General features: G+C 71.3%; 2 protein-coding genes and 1 pseudogene. 1 reads left to right on the top strand and 2 read right to left on the bottom strand.

Annotation, left to right across the window (positions count from 1 at the left end; all coding sequences use genetic code 11):
* Window positions 1-1,121, bottom strand: a 1,121-nt coding sequence (gene dnaK, locus IE260_RS40790; protein ID WP_189880985.1) for a molecular chaperone DnaK, incomplete at its 3' end; no start/stop codon positions are given.
* 94 nt (window positions 1,122-1,215) lie between these two features.
* Complete coding sequence (locus IE260_RS43335) at window positions 1,216-2,994, bottom strand: hypothetical protein (RefSeq protein ID WP_189880984.1); 1,779 nt, start codon at window positions 2,992-2,994, stop codon at window positions 1,216-1,218.
* 247 nt (window positions 2,995-3,241) lie between these two features.
* Between IE260_RS43335 and IE260_RS40780 the strand changes: the two are divergent.
* Window positions 3,242-4,015 (top strand): annotated as a pseudogene (locus tag IE260_RS40780) (Fe-S oxidoreductase); the annotation flags it as partial.

Below are 4,015 nucleotides of genomic sequence, written 5' to 3'. Positions count from 1 at the left end.
GTCTCGATGCCGAGGGACAGCGGGGTCACGTCGAGGAGCAGGACGTCCTTGACCTCACCCTTGAGGACACCGGCCTGGAGCGAGGCGCCGATGGCGACGACCTCGTCCGGGTTCACACCCTTGTTGGCCTCCTTGCCGCCGGTCAGCTCCTTGACGAGCTCGGCGACGGCGGGCATACGGGTGGAGCCGCCGACGAGGACGACGTGGTCGATCTCGCTGAGGGAGATGCCGGCGTCCTTGATGACGTTGTGGAACGGCGTCTTGCAGCGCTCCAGCAGGTCCGCGGTCAGCTGCTGGAACTGGGCGCGGGTCAGCTTCTCGTCGAGGTGCAGGGGGCCCTCGGCGGAGGCGGTGATGTAGGGCAGGTTGATCGAGGTCTCGGTGGACGAGGACAGCTCGATCTTCGCCTTCTCGGCGGCCTCGCGCAGGCGCTGCAGCGCCATCTTGTCCTTGCTGAGGTCCACGCCGTGGCCGGACTGGAACTGCTTGACCAGGTAGTCGACGACGCGCTGGTCCCAGTCGTCACCACCGAGGTGGTTGTCACCGTTGGTGGCCTTCACCTCGACGACGCCGTCGCCGATCTCCAGCAGCGAGACGTCGAACGTACCGCCACCGAGGTCGAAGACCAGGATGATCTGCTCGTCCTTGTCGAGGCCGTACGCCAGGGCGGCGGCGGTCGGCTCGTTGACGATGCGCAGCACGTTCAGACCGGCGATCTCGCCGGCCTCCTTCGTGGCCTGGCGCTCGGCGTCGTTGAAGTACGCCGGGACGGTGATGACCGCGTCGGTGACCTTCTCGCCCAGGTACGCCTCGGCGTCCCGCTTCAGCTTCTGCAGCACGAAGGCGCTGATCTGCTGCGGGTTGAAGTCCTTGCCGTCCAGGTTGATCTTCCAGTCGGTGCCCATGTGGCGCTTGACCGACCGGATGGTCCTGTCGACGTTGGTCACGGCCTGGCGCTTGGCCACCTCACCGACCAGCACCTCGCCGTTCTTGGCGAAGGCGACGACGGACGGCGTGGTCCTGGCGCCCTCGGCGTTGGTGATGACGGTGGGCTCGCCGCCCTCCAGAACGCTGACGACGGAGTTAGTCGTGCCCAGGTCGATGCCGACCGCACGTGCCATGGTGATTTCCTCCAGCTGACTTGAGTGGAACAGGCTCAAGTGTGCACGACGGCCATCACTGGGTCAACAGAGGTGAGTCGAGTGGACTCAACTCTTATCCGTTCCTTACACGCAATGGCGCTCTGACCTGCGAGGACTCCATACGGTTGGCCTGCCGAACCGGAAAATTCGCCGCCGATCCGGACGCCCGCGCCGCCAGATCCGACGCCCGGCGAGGCTCCCGCAGCGGGGGATTCGGCGGCGTCCAGTGCGGCTCGTGCTCCAGCGGATCCGGCGGGCTCCAGCGGGGCTCGTGCACCGGAGGGCCCGGCGGCATCCGGCGAGGCTCGTGCGCCGGGGGATCCGGCAGGGCGCGGCCGGACAGGTGCGCCGGAGGACTGGACGGCGCCCGGCGCGGCTCGCGCTCCGGCGGATCCGGCGGGCTCCAGCGGGGCTGGTCCACCCGGGGTTTCGGCGCCGCCCTGGGGAGTTCGTAGGCCGGAGGATTCAGCAGCGCCCAGCCGGGCTCGTACGCCGGAAGGTCCAGCAGCGCCCAGCCGGGTTCGTACGCCGGAGGGTCCGGCGGCGCCCACTGCGGCTCGCGCACCAGGGGTCCCTGCACCGGCCAGCGAGGCTCGTACGCCGAGAGGTCCGGCGTCCACGCGGGCTCGTGCGCCCGGTCGCCCGCCGTCCGACGCGGCTCGCGCACCGGAGAATCCACCGGCCGGCGCGGCCTCCGTACCGCAGCGTCCGCCTCGCGACGGCGTCCGGACACCGAGGCTTCCGGCGCCCGGCGCGGGCCGCGCACCACCGCACGCGCCGTCCGGCGTGGCACACGCGCCACCCCGCTCGCCGCCCCGCGGGGCCGACGCACCGGAGCGCTCCCCGTCCGGCCCGGCTCACGCCCGGGCACGCTCGCCCCCGGACGCGGCTCGTACACCCTCACCCGCAGCAGCCCGAGCACCGCGACGGCCACCGCGCCCGCCAGCCACAGCACCGCCGACCCACTCGCCCACCCGGTGTGCGACAGCACCCCCGTGAGCACGCCGGAGAACGCCCCGGCGCCGATGACCACCGCCGCACCCTGGGACGTGAGGCCGAGCCGACGCAGCCGGTGGGTGAGGTGATCAGGCCCGCCGCGCAGCACGCGCCGGCCGGCCAGCCGGCGCGAGAGGAGGACGAGGACGGCGTCGGCGCTCACGATCGCGGTGAGCGCGAACAGCACCCCCGCACTGGCCCCGGGCTCGTGCGCCGCCCGGGTGAACACCGCCGCACCGGCGAGCACGAAGCCCGCGAACAGCGCCCCGGACGCGCCGAGCGCGATCCGCGCGGGATGCCAGTTGTGCAGCAGGAAGCCGGTCAGCGCGGCGGCCAGCACGCTCAGCAGCACCGCGACCCCGTCCATCACCTCCGCCGCCGCGCACAGGCCGACGCCGAAGGCGGTCACGACGCCGACCGTGCCGGCCACCCCGTCGGCGTGGTCGAGCCCCCGGAACGCCGCGGCGACCAGGGCGATCCAGCCGACCGCCAGCGCCCCGGCGACCGGCCCCGTCTCCTCGTACGGCACCACGCACGCCGCCGCCACGGCCGTACCGACGGCCACCCACCGCCGGCGCAGCCGCCACACGTCGGCCGCCAGGCCGAGCGCCCCGACGGCGACCCCGGCGACGAGCAGCCGGCCGGCCCACGAGCCGAGGGGCACGACACCCGTCCAGCCCCCGACCCCCGCGACCAGCCCGGTGACGAGGACGACGGCCAGGCCCCCGATCAGGGGGACCGGCCGTTGCCGGCGCCGGTCGACGAGAGCGAGGCGCAGGGCGAGCGCCCCCAGCACCGCGGTGAACAGGGCGGCGAGGAGGAAGGAGGCGGTGGCGGCGGCGATCCCGTAGAGCACGGCCCTAAACTAAGCCGAATATCACGATTTGCGACGAACGGCCTGCCCGGATCGGCGTGGCGGCGGCACCCGACCTCGCCCGCCCCGGTCAGGGTTGCCTCAGCGACGCAGATCACCGCGGTCCTGGCTACAGTGCGGCAGGAGATGCGGGTAGTCTCAGACGGACTGGGTAAGTTACCGCTTAGTAATTTCGACATCCCCTCAGCAGAACCGCTGCGGAATTGCCTCGCAGGCCCGAGGAGCCCTCATGCAACTCGCCGCGATCATCGTGTCGCTGGTGCTGACCGTGGTCGGCGTGGCGCTGCTCGCGCGCGCCATCGGTCAGTTCGTCCGGTACTTCAAACTGGGCCAGCCCGTACCCGCCGGCACCCGGACCGACAACCCCTACCAGCGCAGTGTGACGCTGGTGAGGGAGTTCCTCGGCCACACCCGCATGAACCGGTGGGGCATCGTCGGCATCGCCCACTGGTTCGTGGCGATCGGCTTCCTGACGCTGCCGCCGACGATCATCACCGCCTACGGCCAGCTCTTCCAGGCCGACTGGACGCTCCCCGTCCTCGGGGGCTTCCTGCCGTACGAGCTGTACATCGAGTTCATCAGCGCGATGACGACCCTCGGCATCCTCGCCCTGATGGTCGTCCGCCTGCTGAGCCTGCCCTCGCGGCCGGGCCGCAAGTCGCGGTTCGCGGGCTCGAAGATGGGCCAGGCGTACTTCGTCGAGTACGTCATCCTCACCATCGGCCTCGCCATCTACGTGCTGCGCGGCCTGGAGGGTGCCCTGCACCACGTGGACCACTACGAGGCGGCGTACTTCGCCTCGTACCCGCTGGTCCTGGCGTTCAAGGGCCTGAGCGTGGCGGCGCTGCAGAACCTGGTCTACCTCTTCGCCATGATCAAGCTGGGCACGACCATGATCTGGATGATCACGGTCAGCCTGAACACCAACATGGGTGTGGCCTGGCACCGCTTCCTGGCGTTCCCGAACATCTGGTTCAAGCGCAACGCCACGGGTGAGACCGCG

The organism is Streptomyces viridiviolaceus (assembly GCF_014650995.1).
GTDB lineage: Bacteria > Actinomycetota > Actinomycetes > Streptomycetales > Streptomycetaceae > Streptomyces > Streptomyces viridiviolaceus.
The sequence above is the reverse complement of the archived record's forward strand: the minus strand, read 5'-3'. Positions and strand labels throughout refer to the sequence as shown.